At 72.4% G+C, this 18,239-nt stretch carries 17 protein-coding genes and 1 riboswitch; of the genes, 8 read left to right on the top strand and 9 right to left on the bottom strand.

The genetic code is table 11. From position 1 onward, the window contains the following. Window positions 1-132: 132 nt before the first annotated feature. From ACZ53K_RS21155 to ACZ53K_RS21145, 3 genes are all read left to right on the top strand, one after another. The gene (locus ACZ53K_RS21155) at window positions 133-726 is read left to right on the top strand and encodes a MarR family winged helix-turn-helix transcriptional regulator (RefSeq protein ID WP_468838681.1); all 594 of its coding nucleotides are present in this window, start codon (window positions 133-135) and stop codon (window positions 724-726) included. After that, the gene (locus ACZ53K_RS21150; RefSeq protein WP_468838679.1) at window positions 723-1,625 is read left to right on the top strand and encodes an alpha/beta fold hydrolase; all 903 of its coding nucleotides are present in this window, start codon (window positions 723-725) and stop codon (window positions 1,623-1,625) included. The genes ACZ53K_RS21155 and ACZ53K_RS21150 overlap by 4 nt, the downstream gene beginning before the upstream one ends. 81 nt (window positions 1,626-1,706) lie before the next feature. Beyond that, a complete protein-coding gene (locus ACZ53K_RS21145; protein WP_468838677.1) occupies window positions 1,707-2,501 on the top strand; it encodes a PE-PGRS family protein in 795 nt (264 codons plus the stop codon). Window positions 2,502-2,573: 72 nt separating this feature from the next. Here ACZ53K_RS21145 and ACZ53K_RS21140 read toward each other — a convergent pair whose 3' ends face one another. Continuing rightward, window positions 2,574-2,924: a zf-HC2 domain-containing protein gene (locus ACZ53K_RS21140; protein WP_468838674.1), complete on the bottom strand. Its 351-nt coding sequence runs from the start codon at window positions 2,922-2,924 to the stop codon at window positions 2,574-2,576. 61 nt (window positions 2,925-2,985) lie between these two features. On the opposite strand from ACZ53K_RS21140, the gene ACZ53K_RS21135 reads away from it, so the two are divergent. After that, window positions 2,986-3,621 carry a sigma-70 family RNA polymerase sigma factor gene (locus ACZ53K_RS21135; protein ID WP_468838671.1) on the top strand — a complete coding sequence of 212 codons (636 nt, stop codon included), beginning with the start codon at window positions 2,986-2,988 and terminating at the stop codon, window positions 3,619-3,621. Window positions 3,622-3,711: 90 nt separating this feature from the next. On the opposite strand, the gene ACZ53K_RS21130 is transcribed toward ACZ53K_RS21135, so the two are convergent. Genes ACZ53K_RS21130 through ACZ53K_RS21120 form a run of 3 tightly spaced genes read right to left on the bottom strand, consistent with a single transcriptional unit; the run spans window position 3,712 to window position 6,940 of the window. Continuing rightward, window positions 3,712-4,245 carry a copper chaperone PCu(A)C gene (locus ACZ53K_RS21130; protein ID WP_468838668.1) on the bottom strand — a complete coding sequence of 178 codons (534 nt, stop codon included), beginning with the start codon at window positions 4,243-4,245 and terminating at the stop codon, window positions 3,712-3,714. Next, window positions 4,242-6,695: a heavy metal translocating P-type ATPase gene (locus ACZ53K_RS21125; RefSeq protein ID WP_468838665.1), complete on the bottom strand. Its 2,454-nt coding sequence runs from the start codon at window positions 6,693-6,695 to the stop codon at window positions 4,242-4,244. Before ACZ53K_RS21125 ends, ACZ53K_RS21130 begins: the two co-directional genes overlap by 4 nt. Next, complete coding sequence (locus ACZ53K_RS21120; RefSeq protein WP_468838662.1) at window positions 6,692-6,940, bottom strand: hypothetical protein; 249 nt, start codon at window positions 6,938-6,940, stop codon at window positions 6,692-6,694. Before ACZ53K_RS21120 ends, ACZ53K_RS21125 begins: the two co-directional genes overlap by 4 nt. A 509-nt stretch (window positions 6,941-7,449) precedes the next feature. Between ACZ53K_RS21120 and asnB the strand changes: the two genes are divergently transcribed. The 3 genes from asnB (at window position 7,450) to ACZ53K_RS21105 (ending at window position 11,762) form a co-directional block, all read left to right on the top strand. Then, on the top strand, window positions 7,450-9,411 hold the full coding sequence (asnB, locus tag ACZ53K_RS21115) for an asparagine synthase (glutamine-hydrolyzing) (protein WP_468838660.1): 1,962 nt from the start codon (window positions 7,450-7,452) through the stop codon (window positions 9,409-9,411). 87 nt (window positions 9,412-9,498) lie between these two features. Further along, entirely contained in the window at window positions 9,499-10,797 is a 1,299-nt protein-coding gene (locus ACZ53K_RS21110; protein ID WP_468838657.1) for a cytochrome P450 family protein, read from the top strand. After that, entirely contained in the window at window positions 10,794-11,762 is a 969-nt protein-coding gene (locus ACZ53K_RS21105) for an L-tyrosine/L-tryptophan isonitrile synthase family protein (RefSeq protein ID WP_468838654.1), read from the top strand. The genes ACZ53K_RS21110 and ACZ53K_RS21105 overlap by 4 nt, the downstream gene beginning before the upstream one ends. Window positions 11,763-11,829: 67 nt before the next feature. On the opposite strand, the gene ACZ53K_RS21100 is transcribed toward ACZ53K_RS21105, so the two are convergent. From ACZ53K_RS21100 to ACZ53K_RS21090, 3 genes are read right to left on the bottom strand one after another with little or no spacing between them, the layout of a single operon-like run. After that, window positions 11,830-12,603 carry an ABC transporter ATP-binding protein gene (locus tag ACZ53K_RS21100; protein ID WP_468838891.1) on the bottom strand — a complete coding sequence of 258 codons (774 nt, stop codon included), beginning with the start codon at window positions 12,601-12,603 and terminating at the stop codon, window positions 11,830-11,832. Window positions 12,604-12,638: 35 nt separating this feature from the next. Further along, on the bottom strand, window positions 12,639-13,910 hold the full coding sequence (locus tag ACZ53K_RS21095) for a FecCD family ABC transporter permease (RefSeq protein ID WP_468838651.1): 1,272 nt from the start codon (window positions 13,908-13,910) through the stop codon (window positions 12,639-12,641). Continuing rightward, window positions 13,910-15,085: an ABC transporter substrate-binding protein gene (locus ACZ53K_RS21090; protein WP_468838649.1), complete on the bottom strand. Its 1,176-nt coding sequence runs from the start codon at window positions 15,083-15,085 to the stop codon at window positions 13,910-13,912. Before ACZ53K_RS21090 ends, ACZ53K_RS21095 begins: the two co-directional genes overlap by 1 nt. 207 nt (window positions 15,086-15,292) lie before the next feature. Further along, window positions 15,293-15,505, top strand: a riboswitch (cobalamin riboswitch). A gap of 31 nt (window positions 15,506-15,536) precedes the next feature. Between ACZ53K_RS21090 and nicT the strand changes: the two genes are divergently transcribed. Further along, on the top strand, window positions 15,537-16,715 hold the full coding sequence (nicT, locus tag ACZ53K_RS21085) for a Nickel transporter NicT (protein WP_468838888.1): 1,179 nt from the start codon (window positions 15,537-15,539) through the stop codon (window positions 16,713-16,715). Window positions 16,716-16,788: 73 nt separating this feature from the next. Here nicT and ACZ53K_RS21080 read toward each other — a convergent pair whose 3' ends face one another. Together ACZ53K_RS21080 and ACZ53K_RS21075 are read right to left on the bottom strand one after the other, a co-directional pair. Beyond that, entirely contained in the window at window positions 16,789-17,289 is a 501-nt protein-coding gene (locus tag ACZ53K_RS21080; protein WP_468838646.1) for a VOC family protein, read from the bottom strand. A 131-nt stretch (window positions 17,290-17,420) separates the two neighbouring features. Then, the gene (locus ACZ53K_RS21075; protein WP_468838643.1) at window positions 17,421-17,981 is read right to left on the bottom strand and encodes a DoxX family protein; all 561 of its coding nucleotides are present in this window, start codon (window positions 17,979-17,981) and stop codon (window positions 17,421-17,423) included. Between the last annotated feature and the right edge of the window lie 258 nt (window positions 17,982-18,239).

The raw sequence follows: 18,239 nt of genomic DNA, 5'->3' as shown, positions 1-18,239 counted from the left end.
ACGGACTTACGGACCCAGGGGCCCGCAGCTCACGGTTCTGGCCTCAGGACTCACGTAAGGGGACTCAAGGCCGTAACTACCCGGCGCGTACCGCGACTTCCGTAATGACACTGCCGATGTCATCATGACATCATGAGTGTCACAGAAGGCGGCGCAGACCCCGCCGAGCACCTCGCGTACGAGGTGATCCGCCGCCTGTGGCCGCTGCACCGCACGGTCGTACGCGCCGTGGAACGGGAACTGGCGGGTACGGGCCTGACAGCCGGTCAGCACGCTCTGCTGGACACCCTGCGCACGCAGGGCCCGCGTACCGTGCCGGAACTGGCCCGCGCCCTGGAACTGGACCGGCAGCCGGTGCAGCGCTGGGTGAATCACGCGGCGGAGCTGGGCCTGGTGGAGGCCGTCCCCAACCCCGCGCACCGGCGGTCCCGCCTGATCCGGCTCACGCCCGACGGCTCCGAGGTCATGAGTTCCCTTCAGCGGTCCGAGGCGGCCGGGCTGCGGCGCGCGCTGGCCGGGGTGCCGGCCGCCGACGTCGCCACCGCGCTGCGCGTGCTGGACCGCCTCGGCGAGGAGTTCCGTGCGCCGGCCGGGGACGCCCCGGCGCATCCCGGCCCCTCCCGAACGCCCGAAGTCCCCCAAGCACTCCAAGCACTCCAAGCACCTCAGACGACTCAGACGCCCCACCCGACACCAGCACCCCACACAGGACGGCACGGAGCATGACGACCGAAGGAATCCAAGACGCCCAGGGTTTCCAGGAGGCCGGTGTCTGGCCCGGGATGGAGGTCGAGAACGACACGGTCCCCGTCGAGAACGGTGAGCTGTTCTACGAAGCGGCCGGCACCGGCACCGAAGGCGACCCCGCGGTGGTGCTGCTGCACGGCGGAATGCTGGACCAGCGCATGTGGGACGAGCAGTTCACCTGGCTCATCCGGTCCGGCCTGCGTACGGTCCGCTACGACGCGCGCGGCCACGGCCTGTCCTCCACCGTCGACGGTGACTACGCCAACCACGAGGACCTGCGCGCCCTCCTCGACCACCTCGGCATGGCGAGCGCCATCCTCGTCGGCCTCTCGCACGGTGCCCGCATCGCCCTGGACATGGCGCTCACCCACCCGGACCGCGTCTTCGCACTGGCTCTCGCCTCGCCCGGAGTGAGCGGCCGGGCCTTCACCGACCCGTTCATCCTGGAGCACATCAAGGCACAGGTCGCCGCCGTCACCGATGAGGAAGAGGACGGCACCGAGCGCTACATCGAGCACTTCCTGCGTATGTGGGTGGACGGCCCGCACCGCGCCCCCGACGCCGTGGACCCCGCCCTGCGCGAGCGGATACGGGCGTCGGCGGATGCCAACGTGGTCGTCCACGCGGGCGGCATGGGCGCCGGTACGCCGATCGAGGCCGGCGCGTACGAGCGGCTGGCGGAGATCCGCGTACCGACCCTGGTCCTGGACGGCGACCTGGACAGCTCCGACATCTCCGCCAACGCCCACGCCATCACCCTGGCCGTGCCGGGCGCCCAGCGGGTCCGCATCCCGGGCGCGGCCCACATGGTGAACCTGGAGAACACCGGTCACTTCGACCACGCCCTGCACGGGTTCCTCTCCGGACTGCCGTACTGAGCCAGAGGCCCCTGTCGTCCGGCGTCCGGGGCGGGGTGCAACGATGAGCGGGTCATGATTGCGGGGCGTGTTCTCAGAGGCTTGCGTGCCGGGGTGTTCGCGGCGGTGTGTGTGCTGCTCGCCGCCCTCGGCCATGCCCTCATGTCCGACGCGCCCGTGCCCTGGTGGGTTCTGCTCGGCGCGGTGACGGGGACGGCCTGCGGGGCGTGGTGCCTCGGCAGGCGCGAGCGGGGGCCGCTGTTCGTGACCTCGCTGACGCTGGTCACGCAGGCCGCGCTGCATGCCGCCTTCTCCTTCGGCCAGTCGGTGGCGGCCGGTGTGTCCGCCGCCGGCGCCGGGGGCGGGGGCGGGGGCGGGCAGGCGTCCCTGGCCCAGCGGTGGGCGGCCTCACTGATGTGCGGCACGGTCGGTCCGATCCCGCAGCGCGAGGCCGAGCGGATGCTGCACGAAGCGGGCATCGGGCGGCGCTACGGCGAGGCCATGGCCGATATGCAGGGGACGCACGGGGCTCATGGGATGTCTGCCCATGGGATGTCTGGCCACGGGGTGCCTGTCCATGACATGCACTCCGTCCTCTCCATGCACGACATGCCGGGCATGGGCGGCAGCATGACCGGCATGGTCGCGGCGCACGTTCTGGTCGCGTTGCTGGGTGCCTGGTGGCTGTGCGGCGGCGAACGGGCGGCGTTCCGCGTCGTACGGACCGTCTCCGTCCGGTTGTTCGTACCGTTGGCGCTCGTCCTGCGCGTGGTGCTGCCCGAGCCGCCCCGGCCCGCCCGCCCGGTGCGCCGCGAACCCCGGCAGCCGCTGCGGCGGCTGATCCTCGTCCACGTCATCTGGCTCCGCGGCCCGCCCCGGGAGATCGCTGTCCGCTGACAGCACGGTCACACCCAGGACTTCGTACCCGCACCGCGTATCGCGTGCCTCCGGTCCTGGTCCTTGTAATCGTCACCGGTCCCGATCGTCGTCCGTTGCGTACGCGGCGGGGCCGGTTCTCCCGAAGGGCTTCTGATGATGACTCCTGTCCTCGCCGTCGCCGAGTGCGGCGGGCCGCCGCAGCCGGTCGAGCAGCCCGGCCAGTGCCGGGCTGTCCGCGGCGTCCGTCGCGTCCACGTCGTCGGCCGCTTGTCGCGCGGCCGCCGAGGTGAGGTGCTGCAGCCGGGCGGCCCGCTCCGACCAGAGACGGCAGTCCGCGCACCCCGCCAGATGGGCGTCGAGCAGGCCGCCCGTGACCCCCGGCGGCAGCTGTTCGCCGTCCAGGCGGGCGGATACGGCGGTTCGTACGCGCGAGCACTGCATGACCCCATCCTCCCCGACGTGCGCGGCCACGGTTCCGCGGCGGGCGGCACGGAGGTGCGGCGTGCGCGATGACGGCGCGGTGACGGCCTGGGCCCTGGCGGCCCGTACCGGGGACGAGACGGCCGTGGAACGGTTCGTCCGCGCGACGCAGCTGGACGTACGCCGCTACGTCACGCACCTCAGCGGCGACGCGCAGGCCGCGGACGACCTGGTGCAGGACACATACCTGCGGGCCCTGCGCAGCCTGCCCCGGTTCGAGGGGCGGTCGTCGGCCCGTACGTGGCTGCTGACCATCGCCCGCCGGACGGTCGCCGACCGGCTGCGGTCGCTGGCCAGCAGGCCCCGGCTCGCCGGGACCGACGACTGGCAGGCCGCGGTGGAGAAGGCCCAGCCGCGCGGCGTGCCCGGTTTCGACGAGGGCGTCGCCCTCGCCGAACTGCTGTCGGCGCTGCCCGAGCCCCGCCGGGAGGCGTTCCTGCTGACCCAGTTGCTGGGCCTGCCGTACGCGGAAGCGGCGGCGATCGCCGACTGCCCGGTGGGAACGGTGCGTTCCCGGGTGGCGAGGGCCCGCGAGACGCTGGTGGCGTTGCTGGCGGAGCAGGAAGAGGAGGGGCAGGCGTGCGCGGTGGGCGCGCTCGCCCCCTCTCACGCCCGGCGCGCCCGGCGCGGGCGTGTCCCGGCGGGCTCCGCCGCGTGACGCGGTCACCGGGATTGGTTGGCTGACATGGACGGGCGCTCCGGGTGCACACTCGGAGCGCCCGTCTCCGGTCGGTGACGTCCGGCCGGTTCAGGGCCGCAGGTGCAGCCGTCCCGGGCGTACGGCCACCGCCTCGACCCTCATGTCCCCGCTCTCGCGGAAGTGCAGCGTGAAGGTGAGCCGGTCGCCCGGCGCCAGGCGCGGCGGCGGGCTGACCATGATGTCCAGGCCGGTCGGTGACATCCGCACTTCGCCGCGTGCCGGAACGGTGACGGCGCCGGCCATCTCCATCTGATGCGCCCCTTCGGCGACCTCGACATCGCGGCCGACCATGGCCCGCAGCCCGGCGGGGCCGGTGACGCCCGTCAGGACGTCGGCGGTGGTACCGGTGTTGCTGATGGTGAAGAAGGCGGCGGTGGCTTCCGTGTTGGAGGCGGTGAGGATACGGCCGTCGGTCACCCGCAGCCGGGGCGGGGTGCCGGCGTTGCCGGTGACGGTCCAGGCGGTGAGGCAGCCGAGCGTCAGCCCACCCGCGAGGAGCGGTACGGCCACGGAACGGAGGGCGGCGGAGCGGAGGGCGGAGCGTGTGGGGCCCGAGGGGTCGCGTGTGGCGGGGGATGTCATGAGGCGTCCTGGGGAGTCGCGGAGGGGGTGGGAGCGGGGGCGGGGGAGGTGTTCCGCTGCCGACCGCCGGGCTGCCGGTCACCCGACCGTTGACCGTCCGACTGCCGACCACCCCGCTGCCGATCGCTCCTCTGCCGACCACCCGGCTGCCACGCCCGTAGCCGCAGGCTGTTGCCCACCACCAGCAGCGAACTCGCGGACATCGCGGCCGCCGCGATCATCGGGTCCAGCCGCCCCACGGCGGCCAGCGGCACGGTGACCAGGTTGTAGCCGAAAGCCCAGACGAGGTTGACGCGGATGGTGCCCAGCGTGCGCCGGGCCAGCCGTACGGCGTCCGGCACCGCCTGCAGGTCTTCCCGCAGCACGGTGACGTCGGCGGCGCCGATCGCGGCATCCGTACCGCTGCCCATGGCGATGCCGAGATCGGCGTGGGCCAGGGCGGCCGCGTCGTTGACCCCGTCCCCGACCACCGCGACCCGGCCGCCGTGTTCCTTCAACGTGGTGACCAGCGCGGCCTTCTCCTCCGGGAGCGCCCCGGCGTGGATCTCGGTGATCGCGAGATGTCCGGCGACGGCCCGCGCGGTGGCCTCCCGGTCCCCGGTGGCCAGCACCGGCCGCAGGCCCAGGCGGCGCAGGTGGTCGACGGCCCGGTAGCAGTCGGGCCGCAGCGTGTCCCCGATGGCGATGACGGCCTCCGGGCCGCCGTCGACGGTCACCAGTACGGCGGTGTGTCCGGCGGCCTCGGCCGCACGGACCGCGTCCGCGAGCGCGGCGGGCAGTTCCGCCGGCTCGCCGGGCCGCCCGACGGTCACCGTCCGTCCGTCCACCTCGCCGGTCACGCCATACCCCGCCGTCGCGGTGAAATCGCGCGTCGTGGGCGGCGGCCGGTGGTCGGCGAGGGCTGTGCGGCGCGTGTCGCCGTACGTGGTGATGGCGCGGGCCAGGGGGTGTTCGGAGCCGTACTCCACGGCGGCGGCCAGGCGAAGGGTCTCGTCGGCCGTCAGTCCGGGGACACCCGTGGCGCTTTGGGTGCTCTTGGTGCTCGCGATGACTGTGTCACTTGCGGCACTTGCGGCACTTGCGGCATCCGTACGGGACGTCATGGCGACCACGCTCATCCGCCCGGTGGTCAGCGTGCCGGTCTTGTCCAGCACCAGTGTGTCGATGCGCCGCAGCCGCTCCAGAGCCTGCGGCCCGCTGACGAGGATGCCCAGCTGCGCGCCCCGGCCGGTGGCGGCCAGCAGGGCGGTGGGGGTGGCCAGTCCGAGGGCGCAGGGGCAGGCGACGACCAGGACGGCCACCGCGGCGGTCACCGCCGCCTGCGGATCGGCCCCCGCGCCCAGCCAGAACCCGAGGACGGTGACGGACACCGCCAGCACGGCCGGGACGAAGACCCCCGCGACCGCGTCGGCCAGGCGCTGCACCTGGGTCTTGCCGGTCTGCGCCTCCTCCACGAGACGGGTGATCCGGGCCAGCCGGGTGTCCGCGCCGACCGCGGCCGCCCGTACTTCGAGGAGCCCGCCCGCGTTCACCGCGCCACCGACGACCGCCGAGCCCGGGCCGACCTCCACCGGACTGCTCTCCCCGGTGACGAGGGAGAGGTCGAGGGCGGAACTGCCGTCCACCACCGTGCCGTCGGTGGCCACCCGCTCCCCCGGGCGGACGAGGAACCGGTCGCCGACCTGGAGTTCCGCCACCGGGATACGGCGTTCCACGGTGGCGGCGGCACCCTGGGGACCGTTGCCGTCCGCGGTGCCCGCGGCCGGTACCCGTACGGACACGTCCTTGCCGACCAGTTCGGCCAGCGCCCGCAGCGCGGACCCCGTGCCCCGGCGGGCCCCGGCCTCCAGCCGCCGCCCCGCGAGGACGAACAGCGGTACGCCGACGGCCGCTTCCAAGTAGACGTGCGCGGTGCCGCCGCTCAGGAAGAGCGCGTACGCGGACCAGGCGAAGGAGGCGGCCACCCCGATCGAGACCAGGGTGTCCATCGTCGCGGCACCGTGCCGCAGGCCGCGTACCGCACGGCGGTGGAAGGGCAGCGCGCCCCACACGGCGACCGGTGCGGTCAGCGCGAAACAGAGCCACTGCCAGTTGCGGAACTGCCAGGCGGGGGCCATCGACAGGACGAGTACGGGGACGGACAGCAGGGCGGTGATGAGGAGACGGTTCCGTTCGATGTCCGGCGCCTCCCCTTCGGAGGAGGGCGGCGAATCCACTGCCGGGGCGAGCGGCCGGTCATCCGGCAGCTCCGCCGTGAACCCCGCGCCCTCCACGGTCGCCACGAGGTCGCTCACCGGCAGTGCGGCCGGGTGGTGGACGCGAGCCTTGCCGGTGGCCAGGTTGACCGTGGCGGTCACCCCGTCGAGCCGGGCGAGCTTCTTCTCCACCCGGTTCACGCACGCGGCGCAGGTCATCCCGCCCACCGTCAGCACGGTGACGCGCTCGCTCATCCCATACCACCCATGCCGCTCATACCACCCATGCCGTCCGTGCTGTCCATGTCGCCTGTGGAGCCGCCGTTCCCGGGTTGTCGTGGGGCGCCGGGAAGCGGACCGCTCGGCCGGATGCCCGGCGCCACGGGCCCGGCGGCCGCCCCCACCGCGTACGCGCACATGAACAGAACGGCGAGCAGTGCCACGAACCCGATCACCGGTTTCGCGGGCAGCACGGATGACAAACGCCGTACGAGAGGCATGACCACTCCGATACACAGACGACGGAATGAGAAAAAGGGAGGCCGGGGAAAGGGGGCGCCCCGGGGAACGGAGAACACAGCACGGAGCACGGAGAACCGGGCCAAGTCAGGCGGCAATTCATGAATATCGCGCGCCGCAGGCACCGGCCAACGCCCCGGCCCGCCCCCGAAGCCGCCATCCTGGCACGGCAATCGCCCCCGCCCCCCTCCCGAACCGCTTCCCCTCGCACGTGAGGTTTGTCCCGGCCCCAGGCCGGAACCCGACCGGCCGCCCGCCCGACTACCTGGAGTTCCGGCCGCCGTTTCCGGTGCCTCCGCGCCGCCGGTCACGACGTCCCTGCGTCACCGCTCACGACGCCCCCGCGTCGCCATTTCGACCACCGCGACGAAATCCCCGTACCGCGCCGGGAACTCACCGCGATGTCCGCCCGACCTCTGAGTGAAACGCGCGCACGACCGGCCTCCGGCGTGTGCGCGCATACTCAATCGACCGCCGAGGAGTTCGGTCCATGTGTGGCATCACCGGATGGATCTCGTACCGCGAGGACCGTGCGAACGGTGCGGACCCCCGCGCCCGGGCCTCCGTCGTCGAGCGGATGACCGCCGCGCTCGCCCGCCGCGGCCCCGATGCCGCGGGGATCTGGTGCGGCCCGTACGCCGCGCTCGGGCACCGGCGGCTGGCCGTCCTGGATCCCGAAGGCGGTACGCAGCCCATGGCCGCGCCCGCCGCCTCCGTTCCCGTACCGCCACATCCCGGAAGCCCGGCACGGTCGCTTTCCGAGAGCGCGGCATCGTCGCCTTTCGAGAGCGCGGCACCGCCCCACCACCCGCCGCAGGCCGTCCTCACCTACAGCGGCGAGATCTACAACCACCACGCTCTACGTGCCGAACTCCGTTCGCGCGGGCATCGCTTCGCCACCCGCAGCGACACCGAAGTCGTGTTGCGCGCCTTTCTGGAGTGGGGCGACGGCCTCACCGAGCACCTGGAGGGCATGTACGCCTTCGCCGTCTGGGACGCCCGCCGCGAGCGGCTCCTCCTGGTGCGCGACCGGCTGGGCGTCAAACCGCTGTTCTTCGCCGAGGTGCCCGGTGGTCTGGTCTTCGGTTCCGAACCCAAGGCCCTGTTCGCGCACCCCGCGTGCCGGCCGCGCGTCGACGCCCGGGGGATGCGGGAGGCGTACGGCCTGGTCTTCGGTACCGGGGAGACGCTCTGGTCGGGGGTGCGTGAGGTGCAGCCGGGCGGCGTGGCCGTGTTCGACCGGAGCGGTCTGACCGAGCGTGTCTACTGGCGCCTGGAGGCCCGCGCGCATCCGGACGGCGACGGCGGGATCGCCGCGACGGTGGACGCCGTACGGTCCCACGTGGAGCGGGCGGCCCGTGGGCAGCTGGAGGCGGACGTCCCCCTGTGCACGCTGCTCTCCGGTGGTCTCGACTCCTCCGTGCTGACCGCGTTGCTGGCGGACGAACTCCGCGTACGGGAGGGGCCCGCGGCCCGGCTCCGGTCGTACGCGGTCGATTACAGCGACCAGGCGGAACGTTTCACCGGCGATGTCCTGCGCACCGGCCACGACACCCCCTACGCCGCCGAAGCGGGCGCCTTCATCGGCACCGACCACCACCTCGTCGTCCTCGACCCGCGGGAACTGCTGGACCCGGAACACCGCGCCGCCGTAGTGGCGGCCCGCGACTCGCCCATCGGCGTCGGCGACATGGACACCTCCCTGTACCTCCTCTTCGGCGAGATGGCCCGGCACTCGACGGTCGCGCTGTCCGGCGAGGCGGCCGACGAGGTCTTCGGCGGCTACCCCTGGTTCCGCAACCCCGCCGCGCTGGCCGCGGAAACCTTTCCGTGGCTGCTGGTGACCAGCGACGAGGCCGCCATGCCGCTGCACCCGGCGCTCGCGACGACGCTGCGTGTCGGCGAGTTCCAGGCCGACACCTACCGTTCGGCACTGGCCGCCGTGCCCCACCTGGACGGCGAGACACCGGCGCAGCACCGCAGGCGCGAACTCCAGCACCTGTCACTGACCCGCTGGCTGCGCCAGCTGCTGCACCGCAAGGACCGGCTCAGCATGGCGCAGGGACTGGAGGTACGGGTGCCGTACTGCGACCACCGTCTCGTCGAGTACGCCTTCAACGTCCCGGCCCCGCTCCAGGACTTCGACGGGCGGGAGAAAAGCCTGCTGCGCGCCGCCGGCACCCGGCTCGTCCCGCACTCCGTACTCCACCGCCCCAAGAACCACTACCCGGCCACCCACCACCCCGCGTACAACCGCGGCCTCCAGGACATGGCACGCGACGCGCTCGCGGCCGGCCAGGGGCGCGTCCGCGACCTGGTGGACGAGACCGTCGTCAAGACCTGCCTCGACACCCCGCCCGAACACCTCCAGTGGGGCCACCGCCTGCGCCTGGAGCGGGTCGTCGACCTGTCGCTGTGGCTGGACCACCACCGGCCCGAACTCGCCTTCTGACAGTCGGCTGACCCAGACCCACCCGCCTGGCCAGCACACCTCATCAGCCCTCCCCCCACCTCACCAACCCCCGCTAGGAGTAGGCCCATGCGCCTCCCCGAACCGCTCCCCCTCCACGGAGCGGGCTACAAACGTGACCCTTACCCCCTCTACACCGAGTTGCGCGCCCGCGGCCCCGTCCACCGGGTCCGCTTCCCGAGCGGGGTGTGCGCCTGGCTCATCACCGGTTACGAGGCCGCCCACCAGGCGCTGAACGACCCACGGCTGGGCAAGCACCACTCCCGGGGCAACGCGGCCTGGCGCGCCCGCGCCTCGATCATGCCCGAGCCGCAGCACTCGCAGCTCCAGGTCCACCTGCTGCACCAGGATCCGCCCCGGCACACCGACATGCGCCGGCTGATCACCGACGCGTTCACGCCCAGGCGGGTGGCGGAACTCCGGCCGCGCTTCGAGCGCCTGGCGGACGCGCTGCTGGACGCGCTGCCGTCCGCGGCCCCCGGGCACCGGGCGACCGCCGATCTGGTCGAGTCGTTCGCCGCCCGCTTCCCCTTCCTCGTACTCGCCGAGGTCATCGGTCTGCCGGCGGAGTTCACCGAGCGGTTCGACAGGGACTGGGGCAAGGTCGTCCAGCCCGTCGGTCCGGACGATCCCGGCCGCCCGGCGTACGAGGCGAGACTGCGCGGCCTGCAGGGGTACATCGCCGCCCTCGTCCGCCACAAGAGACAGGAACACGGCTCCGACCTGCTGTCCCGGCTGGTGGCCGCCCGTGACGAGGGCACTCTGAGCAGCGCCGAACTGGACTCCATGATCTTCCAGCTGCTCGTCGCCGGTCAGGAACCCGTCACCAACCAGATCACGACAGCCCTGACCGCCCTGCTCCGCCACCCCCGCCACCTAGCGGCACTCCGTGACGACCCCGCGCTGCTGCCCCGCGCCGTCGAGGAACTCCTCCGCTACGACAGTGCCTTCGAGCTGACGACCTGGCGCTTCCTTGCCGAGGACGCGGACGTGTCCGGCACCCCGATCCCGGCCGGCGACTCCGTGATCGTCTCGCTGTGCGCGGCCAACCGCGACCCCGCCCGCTTCCCCGACCCCGACACCCTGGACCTCGAACGGTCCCCCAACCCCCATCTCGCCTTCGGCCACGGCATCCACTTCTGCCCCGGCGCAGCGCTGGCCCGCACCGAACTGCACATCGCCCTGGAGACGCTGCTCCGCCGACTGCCGGAACTCCGCCTGGCCGTACCGGAACACGACTTGGACTGGATACCGGCGGTGCTCGCCCGGGGTGTCAGCGCGCTCCCGGTCACGTACGGCTCCCTTCCGGCGGAACGTTCCGGTGCCGCGCGCCGCTGCCCCTTCGGCGCCACCGGAGAGGCCCGATGAACAGCACGGCGACCGCCATCCTCACCGCCCTCCTCCCGTACCACCGCTCCCTGGAGACGACAGCCACGGCTGACTGCACGGGACCCGCCGACGCCACCGCCCCCGCCCACTTCCCGCACCAACTACGCCAGCTGGAAGACCTGGTGGCCGCCGGCCGCCCGATCCGTTTCACCCTCCCCGGCTTCCCCTGCAAGTCCCCCAACCCCGCCAAGGTCATCGGCCGTCTCCCCGACGAGGGCGAACGCCTCGCCCTGCGCTTCCTCGACCGGCTCTGCGCCCGGATCGGGGAGCTGTACGCGCCGGGCGCGCGGCTCGTCATCTGCTCCGACGGGCACCTCTTCAGCGATCTGATCGGCGTCCCGGATCCGGACGTCGACGCGTACAACGACGAGCTGCGCGCCATGATCCGTACGGCCGGGCTGTCCCACCTCAGCACCTTCGACCTGCGCGACGTCTACGGTGACCTGCCCTGCCACACCAAGCGCGAACGGGCCCACCGCCGGTACGCCCCCTCCCTGGACTCCCTGCGCGCCGAGACCCGGGCCCCGGCCCCCCACGGCGGCGAAACGCTTCGCCTCTACCGCGGCATCACCCGCTTCCTGTTCGAGGACGCCACCGGCTTCGAAGGCACCCGCTCCGCCCTCCAGCGCAACTGCCGCGAGCGCGCCTACGGAGTCATCCAGCGCAGCCGCGCCTGGGGCGCGCTGATCGCCGAGCACCACCCGGACGCCGTACGGCTGTCCATCCACCCGCAGCCGCGCGGGTCGGCGAAGTTCGGCATCCGGCTGCTCGACGCGCCCGACGTGTGGATGACGCCGTGGCACGCGTGCGTACTGCGGGACGCGGACGGCGGCGTACGGCTGATGCGCGCGGCGGACGCGGCGGAGCACGGACGGCTCGCCCACCGGGACGGCCACCCGAGCCACTACGTATCCGAGGCCCCCGTACGGCCGGCGCCCCGCTAGACGGGCCCCTCTGAACGGACCCTCGCTGGACGTGCCCCTCTGAACGACCCTCGCTGGACGTGCCCCGCTAGACGGCGCCCCGCTGATCGACGGCGATCAGCGGATCCCCCGTCAGCGGGTGGTCGACCACCGCCGCCCGCACCCCGAACACCTCGGCCAGCAGGTCCGGCGTCAGCACGTCACGCGGCGCGCCGGAGGCCACCACGGCGCCCGCGGAGAGCACGTGGAGCCGGTCGCAGACCGAGGCCGCCGCGTTCAGGTCGTGCAGCGAGACGAGCGTCGTGCAGGCCCGGCCGCGCAGCAGGCCCAGCAGTTCGACCTGATGCCGTACGTCCAGGTGGTTCGTCGGCTCGTCCAGTACGAGGACGTCCGGGTCCTGGGCGAAAGCACGGGCGAGCAGGGCCCGTTGCCGTTCCCCTCCGGAGAGCGCCGAGAACCGCCGCCCGCCGTACTCCGCCAACCCGACGTCGGCCAGTGCACGGGCCACTGTCTCCCGGTCGCCGTGGTCGTCGCCCGCGAACGCCCGCTTGTACGGGGTACGGCCCATGGCCACCACCTCGTGGACGGTGAGTTCGAAGTCGCCGCCGCGTTCCTGCGGCAGCGCGGCGATGTGCCGGGCCGTCCGCGTCGGCGGCATCGCCCGGATGTCCTCCCCGGCCAGCAGCACGCGGCCCGCCTCGGGGCGCAGATGCCGGTAGACCGTGCGCAGCACCGTGGACTTGCCGCTGCCGTTCGGGCCGACCACCCCCGCGATCTCGCCCGGCGCGGCCATCAGCCGCACCCCGGCCACCACACACCGGCCCGCGTACGAGACCCGCAGGTCCTCGATGTCGATGCGCAGGCCCTGACGCGGATGCTCGTCCGTACCGCTCATGCTCATGCTCCCCCTCCGGTTCCCGTGCCCGCACCCGCGCCCAGCCGCCGGTCCAGCACGTACAGCAGCACCGGCGCGCCGATCAGTGCCGTCACCACGCCCACCGGCAGTTCCTGGCCGTCCATCGCGGTACGGCACACGATGTCCACCACGACCAGCAGCAGCGCCCCGGTCAACGCGGACAGCGGCAGCAGCCTGCGGTGGTCGCCCCCGACGATCAACCGGCACAGGTGCGGCACCATCAGCCCCACGAAGGCGACCGCCCCGGACACCGACACCAGGACGCCGGTGAGCAGGCTCGTCACCACGAACAGCATCCGGCGCAACCGGACGACGTCCACGCCGACGCTCGCCGCCGTCTCGTCGCCCATCGTCAGCGCGTTCAGCGCGCGGGCCCGTGCCTGGAGGGCCAGCAGCCCGGCCGGCACAGCGAGGGCAGGCAGGACCAGCGTGCTCCAGGTGGCGCCGCCGAGGCTCCCCATCAGCCAGAACAGCACGCCGCGCGTCTGCTGCTCGTCACCGGCCTGCAGAACGAGATAGCTGGTGAACCCGGCCAGAAACTGCCCGATACCGACCCCGGCCAGCACCAGCCGCAGCGGCGCGAAGCCGCCACCCCGGCGGGCCAGCGTCCACACCAGCGCGAACGAGGCCAGCGCCCCGGCGAAAGCGGCCAGCGACAGGCCCACACCACCACCGAGACCGAACGTGCCGGCCGCGCCGAACACCCCGCCGGTCCCCGCCACGGCGCCCGCACCCAGCACGATCGCGGCCACCGCGCCCAGCGAAGCGCCGTTGGAGATGCCCAGCAGATACGGGTCCGCGAGGGGGTTGCGCACCAGCGCCTGGGTGGCCGTACCGACGAGCCCGAGACCCGCGCCGACCAGCGCGGCGAGCAACGCCCTGGGGACCCGCAGCTGCCAGACGATCAGGTCGTCCGTACCCGGCCGGGGCGGCTCACCGCCCAGCCGCCGGAACACCACCGACCACACCTCGGCCGGGGCGATGTCGGTGGCACCGAGCGCGACGGCTGCGGTGAGCGCGACGAGCAGCGCAACCAGCAGCCCGAACCCGAGCCAAGCAGCACGGCCCCGGCCCGCCCCTGCCCGTTCCTCTCCCCTGCCTTTCTTGCCTTTCCTGCCTTCTCTGCGTTCCCTGCCTTCCCCGCCTTCCCCGCCTTCCCCGCCTTCCCTGACGCCTTCGGCGACGCCGTCAGCCCGCTTGCCGGACCGCTTGCCGAACCGCTCCCGGGCACGCTCGACGGTCGGCGGCGCCATCAGCGGCCCGCCCCGGCCGTGGCTTCCGCCTTGGCCCCTGCACCTGTTCCTGCCCCTTTTCCTTCTCTTTCTCCTTCCAGACGGTTCGGATAGAGCGTTTCCGCGATCCGCCGCACCGTATCGGCATTGCCCACCCCGGCGATGGTCGTCTGCTCAGAGCCGATACGCAGGAATTTGCCTTCCTTCACCGCGCGCAGCCCCGCCGTGGCCGGGAATTCCCTGAGGAACTTCTCGGCCTCGTCGAATGCCGCCTCATTGGCCGCGGCACTCCCCCGGTTCCGTACCGCGAGCTGAATCCAGTCCGGGTTCTTGCCGACCACGTCCTCCCACGACACCGCCTTGAAGTCGCTCGCACAGTCGGCGAAGACGTTCCGCGCCCCGGCTTCGGTCAGCACCGCGTTCGCCACCTGCCGGTTGCAGACCGCGACGGGCTGTTTTGTACCCGCGTCGTAATCGAAGAAGAAGTACGACGGCCGCTTCGCCTCGGGCACGTCCGCGATGGCCGCGCGTACCGAGGAAACCTTCTTCTCCATCTCCGCCACCAGCTGCATCGCACGCTGCGAAGTGCCCGTGACCTGCCCGAGCCGCCGAATGTCACCCTCCACCGCGGACAGGTCCCGCTGCGGCGCCTCCTTGCGCGGCGCACACGCCGTCGAAGCCAGGTAGACGTGCTTGATGCCCGCCGCGGCGAATTCCTGCTCGGTCGGGCCGGCCGCCGCCCCGCCCATGTTGCCCATGGACGCGAACGTGTCGATATACACGTCAGCTCCCGAACCGAGCAGCTTCTCCTTCGGAATCACCATCTTCCCCAGCACCGGAACACGCTGTGCCCGGGCGTCCAGCGCAGGCGGCAACGTGCCCTTACCCGGCGGGAATCCGGTGCCGACGACCCGGTCGCCCGCTCCCAGCCGGAGCAGCATTTCCAGACTCGACGCATTGCTCGTGACGATTTTCCGCGGCGCCTCGGAGAACGTCGTCTGCCGCCCGTCGCAATCGGTGACCGTCGCGGGAAAGCCGCCCGCCGCGCCGCCCTGACCGTCCGCGGCGCCCGCTGCCGTACGCCCGTCGCCACCGCCGCAGCCAGTGGCAAGCACGGCGACCGCCGCCAGCACCGCCGCCGTCGCCGAGACCGACCGCCCCCTCGGCACCGACCGGCTCCCGGACGCCGCCTTCACCCGACTCACCCGAACCCGACCCAACCGGCCGACCCGACCCACCCGACTCGTCCGACTCATCCGACTCATCCGAGGACGCATACGTCCGCTCTCCCTGCCTCTCGACTGCCCGGCGACCCGCCCCTGCGGGCCCAGGACCAGGTAGTCGAGCGGCGGGCGCCCCGGGTTCCCGCCGTATTGATCCGATGACCAGGCCGCTACCGGGCGTTAGAGTGTCCGGGCCGTGGTGTCGGGAAGACCGGTGAAGACCTTCGGGTCCAGGCCGGAGCGGCCCTCGCCACTGTGATCGGGAAGTTCCCGCCCCTTTCCGTACGTGCCTGCCGCCCGTACGGAGCCACTGGCCGCAGCCCGCGGCCGGGAAGGCCGGGGCGGGCGCGTACACCCGTCAGCCAGGAGACCGGCCACGGCATCTCACGAACTGATCCACGAGGTGCTGGAGCGTGACCACCGGATGCCCCTGTCCGCCGATTCCCCTTCCCCGTCCCCTGCCACCACCACTTCACCCACACCACCCGCCCCCCATGCCCCATCCGCCTCCCCTCCCCCGCCATCCGGATTCCGCTGGCGGCGTCAGGACACCGTGCGGACCGCGGGGCTGATGGCGGTCATAGCCGCGCTACACGTCGTCGCCTTCGGCGTGCTCTTCCTCCTGGTCGTCCCGCAGCACTACGCGGTGGGCTCGCAGGTCTTCGGAGTCGGCCTCGGCATCACCGCGTACACCCTCGGCATGCGGCACGCCTTCGACGCCGACCACATCGCCGCCATCGACAACACCACCCGCAAACTGATGGCCGACGGCAAACGTCCGGTCTCCGTGGGCTTCTGGTTCGCGCTCGGGCACTCCAGCGTGGTCGTCGCCATGGCGGCCCTGGTCGCCGGCGGCGCACAACTGGCCGGCACCCTGCTCGACGACGGATCGAGCGCCCACCAGGTCCTCGGCACCGTGGGCACCACGGTCTCCGGCAGCTTCCTCTACCTCATCGCCGCGCTCAACCTGGTGGCGCTGGCGGGCATCTGGCGGGTCTTCCGCGCGATGCGGCAGGGCCGGTACGACGAGACGGAGCTGGAGCAGCACCTCGACTCGCGCGGCTTCATGAACCGCCTGCTGGGCCGCTTCACCCGCTCCATCACCCGGCCCGGCCAGATGTACCCGCTCGGCCTGCTCTTCGGCCTCGGCTTCGACACCGCGACCGAGGTGACGCTGATGGTGATGGCGGGCAGCGGCGCGGCGGCCGGTCTGCCCTGGTACGCGATCCTGGTGCTGCCGCTGCTGTTCGCGGCGGGGATGAGCCTGTTCGACACGCTGGACGGTACGTTCATGAACTTCGCGTACCAGTGGGCGTTCTCGAACCCGGTGCGCAAGGTCTACTACAACCTCACGATCACCGGCCTGTCGATCGCCGTCGCCTTCTTCATCGGGACCATCGAACTGGTCACCGTCCTGCACGAGAAGCTGGACCTGAAGGACGGTGTCACCGGCTGGATCTCGTCGATCGACCTCGACAACGTCGGCTTCATCATCGTCGGCCTGTTCGTGGTGGTCTGGGCGGTGGCCCTGGCGTACTGGCGCCTGGCCGGGGTGGAGAAGCGCTGGTCGGCGCGGGCGGCGGAGGCCCAGGAGACCGCCTGACCCGACGAGCCGAGGGGCCGGCGGTGGGCCTCCCACTGACCCCGGCGGGCCGACGGCCGGTCTCCCGCCAGGGTCAGGTGGCCGACCCGGCCGCCGCGCCCGTCTTCAGATCCCGCCCCCAGCGCGCCAGCTCGGCTTCGAGGTCGAGCGGACGGAGCCGGTCCGGTTCGTCCGGACCCGGCCAGTCCGTACGCGGCACCCGCCACATGACCTCGAACTCGTTGCCGTCCGGGTCCTTGGCGTACAGCGACTTGGACACCAGGTGGTCGGTGGCGCCGACCAGCGCGCCCCGCCCCGCCAGGTCCGCCGCCACCTCCGCCAGCTCGCCGAGGGTGCCGACCTCCCAGGCCAGGTGGTAGAGCCCCACCCGGCCGTGCTCGGGGCCGGGCGCCGCGGCGCCGACCGCGAACAGCCCGAGATCGTGATCATTGGCGGTCCCCTCGGCACTGAGGAACGCGGCCCTCCCAGGAATCTCGGTGTCCACCCGGAACCCCAGCGCCTCCGTGTAGAAGGCCACGGCACGCGCCACGTCCCGTACGTAGAGCACCGCGTGATTCAGCCGCCGCACAGCCACGTCAATCCCTCACCTTCCGCTTCTCTCCACCAGCACAGCTCATACGATTCACGCAATTCACGCTGCTTCACCGGCTCCGCGCCACCACGCGCTCACGCGCATCCACGTGCTCACGCGCATCCACGCGACCCTCAGTCGCGTACCAGCAACATCGCGAACGCCACGACCACGCCGAACACCAGCGCGGCCACCCCGTACGCGAGCCGGTGCGTACGCAGGACCGGGAGCAGCCTGTCGACCGCGTACCGGCCGGGACCGGTCAGCGCCAGGGCCGCCGCCCCCGCCGTGAGCAGCAGCTCGTACTCCACACCCTCGGGCGCGAAGAAGCCGCCACCCCACTTGACCGCCAGCGCGTTCACCATCGTGCCGACGACCGCCGCGCCCGCCAGCGGCGTCAGCAGTCCGAGCACCAGCCCGAGACCGCCGAGCGTCTCGCTGAGACCGGCCACCACGGCCATGGCCTTGCCGGCCGGGTAGCCGCTGGCCGTGAAGAACTGTCCGGTTCCGTCCAGACCGGGCCCACTGAACCAGCCGAACAGCTTCTGCGCACCGTGCGCGGCCATGGTCAGCCCGACCGCGAGCCGCAACAGCAGCAGGCCGACGTCGTACGCCTGCGGAGTCGCGGCGTGCCGGTCGTCGACACCGCTGCCGTAGTCACTGAGAGGGCTGAGAGGGCTGAGGGGGGAGGTCATACGAGCGCTCATTTCTGTCTGGGGTCCGACGGGCCCGACGGCGGACCGGGCCGCCGTCCGGCCACCGCCACCGGAAGTACTTGAAGTTTCAAGTCACACGTCGACGATACACATCACTTGAAAGTCGAACAACAGCGCCGCGCCCACAACCCTCACTCTTCGGACACCCATCCACACGATGCGTAACCTCTACCCCTGCCCCCGGCCACCCCACATCCATCCGCCCCGCTCCCCCAAAAACCACCGACCCACTCAGCC

It is taken from the genome of Streptomyces sp. NPDC033221 (assembly GCF_055577005.1).
Note: the sequence above shows the minus strand (reverse complement) of the source record. Positions and strands in the feature narration are given on the sequence as shown.

Coding starts and splice junctions, on each gene's coding strand:
- ACZ53K_RS21105 (WP_468838654.1), top strand. CDS start 10,794: ATGAACAGCACGGCGACCGCCATCCTCACCGCCCTCCTCCCGTACCAC.
- ACZ53K_RS21130 (WP_468838668.1), bottom strand. CDS start 4,245: ATGACATCCCCCGCCACACGCGACCCCTCGGGCCCCACACGCTCCGCC.
- ACZ53K_RS21150 (WP_468838679.1), top strand. CDS start 723: ATGACGACCGAAGGAATCCAAGACGCCCAGGGTTTCCAGGAGGCCGGT.
- ACZ53K_RS21075 (WP_468838643.1), bottom strand. CDS start 17,981: ATGACCTCCCCCCTCAGCCCTCTCAGCCCTCTCAGTGACTACGGCAGC.
- nicT (WP_468838888.1), top strand. CDS start 15,537: ATGCCCCTGTCCGCCGATTCCCCTTCCCCGTCCCCTGCCACCACCACT.
- ACZ53K_RS21140 (WP_468838674.1), bottom strand. CDS start 2,924: ATGCAGTGCTCGCGCGTACGAACCGCCGTATCCGCCCGCCTGGACGGC.
- ACZ53K_RS21110 (WP_468838657.1), top strand. CDS start 9,499: ATGCGCCTCCCCGAACCGCTCCCCCTCCACGGAGCGGGCTACAAACGT.
- ACZ53K_RS21095 (WP_468838651.1), bottom strand. CDS start 13,910: ATGGCGCCGCCGACCGTCGAGCGTGCCCGGGAGCGGTTCGGCAAGCGG.
- asnB (WP_468838660.1), top strand. CDS start 7,450: ATGTGTGGCATCACCGGATGGATCTCGTACCGCGAGGACCGTGCGAAC.
- ACZ53K_RS21155 (WP_468838681.1), top strand. CDS start 133: ATGAGTGTCACAGAAGGCGGCGCAGACCCCGCCGAGCACCTCGCGTAC.
- ACZ53K_RS21125 (WP_468838665.1), bottom strand. CDS start 6,695: ATGAGCGAGCGCGTCACCGTGCTGACGGTGGGCGGGATGACCTGCGCC.
- ACZ53K_RS21120 (WP_468838662.1), bottom strand. CDS start 6,940: ATGCCTCTCGTACGGCGTTTGTCATCCGTGCTGCCCGCGAAACCGGTG.